Consider the following 1643-nt stretch of genomic DNA (forward strand, 5'->3'; position numbering starts at 1 on the left):
CCCAGGGGGACCCGGGCTCAGGCGGCGTTGCCCGAGCCGCCGGAACTGGAGCTGGAGCCTGAGCCGGAGCCTGAGCCGAAACGGGTGGCGGTGGTGCGGGCGTCTTCGGAGCTGGGGCCGGGCTGGGGGACGAAGACGGTGGCCCGGTAGTACTTGAGCTCCTCGATCGAGTCCCTGATGTCGCCGAGGGCGCGGTGGTTGCCGGTCTTGGCGGGGGCCTGGAAGTAGACCCGCGGGTACCAGCGGCGCACCAGTTCCTTGATCGAGGACACGTCCACGACGCGGTAGTGCAGGTGCGTCTCGAGCTCGGGCATGTCGCGGGCCAGGAAGCCCCGGTCGGTGCCGATGGTGTTGCCGGCCAGGGGGGCCTTGTTGGCCTCGGGGGCGTGCGCGCGCACGTACTCGAGCACCAGGCGCTGCGCCTCGTCCAGGCTCACGCCCTGCTCAAGCTCGGCCAGCAGGCCGGAGTGCACGTGCATGTCCCGGACGAACTCCTTCATCTGGGCGAGCGCTTCGGCCGGGGGCTTGATCACCACGTCCACACCGTCGCCGAGGATGTTCAGATCCGAGTCGGTCACCAGCGCGGCCACCTCGATCAGCGCGTCGTGCGCCAAGTCGAGGCCCGTCATCTCGCAGTCGATCCACACCAGCCGGTCATTCATGCCACCGAGGCTACCGGTCCGCACGCTCAGCCCTCCACCGCGGGAAGATCCCGGCGGCGATCGGCGGGGCGGTCGGAGGCGGCCACGGCGGCGCATTCCTCGGGCTCGGAGCCCACGCGCTGGGCTCCCACGCCCGGGGCCGGGCGGGTCTCGGACCCCAGCCGATCCGACGCCAGATCCGGCCCGCGATCCGGCCCGCGATCCGACGTGAGCAGGCCGTCCTCCTTGGCCGCCGCCGCTGCCTCGGCGTCCTCGTCGAAGTCGTCTCCGGAGCCGGCCCGGGTGCGCAGCGTGGGGGTGGTGCGGAAGCCGCTGCGGTACGCGGTCGGCGAGGTGGAGAGCATGCGGCGGAAGTGGCCGCGCATGGCCACCAGGGAGCCGAAGCCGCTGCGGATCGCGATCTGATCCATCGCCAGATCGGTGGACTCGAGCATCCGTTGCGCGTACATGACCCGCTGCGCATTGAGCCACTGGAGCGGGGCGACGCCGACGGTGTGGCGGAACTTGCGGTCGAAGGAGCGGCGCGACATCGAGGCCCGGGCGGCCATGGCGTCGACGTCGAGGGGCTCGGTGAGGTGGTCAAGGGCCCAGGTCATCGAGTCGGCCAGCGGGTCCCCGCGCAGCTCGTCCGGGACATCGTTGTCGAAGTACGGGGTCTGTCCGCCGCGGCGGCCGACCGGGAAGACGAGCCGGCGGGCGAGGCGGGCGGCGGCCTGGGCGCCGTGGTCGCGGCGGACCACGTGCAGGCAGGCGTCGATGCCGGCCGCGGCGCCCGCGCCGGTGACCACCTCGCCGTCGTCCACGCACAGTTCGCGCGGCAGCACCTGGGCGCGCGGGAACCTGCGGGCGAGGGTGGGGGCGTAGAGCCAGTGGGTGGTGCACGGGCGGCCGTCCAGCAGGCCGGCCGCGGCCAGGACGAACACGCCGCTGTCCAGGCCGAGGATGCGCGCGCCCTCCTTGGCCGCGCGGCGCAGGGTGGCC

Annotated in this window: 2 protein-coding genes; both read right to left on the bottom strand. The window is 73.2% G+C overall.

The features are described from left to right. Nucleotides 1–17: 17 nt before the first annotated feature. Nucleotides 18–662 (bottom strand): oligoribonuclease, encoded by a 645-nt coding sequence (gene orn / locus KDL01_RS40935; protein ID WP_212534112.1) that lies wholly within the window; start codon nucleotides 660–662, stop codon nucleotides 18–20. A gap of 26 nt (nucleotides 663–688) precedes the next feature. Then, nucleotides 689–1643: GlxA family transcriptional regulator (locus tag KDL01_RS40940; RefSeq protein WP_212534113.1), on the bottom strand; the 955-nt coding region annotated here is incomplete at its 5' end.

This window comes from Actinospica durhamensis (assembly GCF_018139695.1).
GTDB classification, from domain to species: domain Bacteria; phylum Actinomycetota; class Actinomycetes; order Streptomycetales; family Catenulisporaceae; genus Actinospica; species Actinospica durhamensis.

What these genes read in the sequence shown, in the direction of transcription:
- orn (WP_212534112.1), bottom strand. Translation starts at nt 662, where the DNA reads ATGAATGACCGGCTGGTGTGGATCGACTGCGAGATGACGGGCCTCGAC.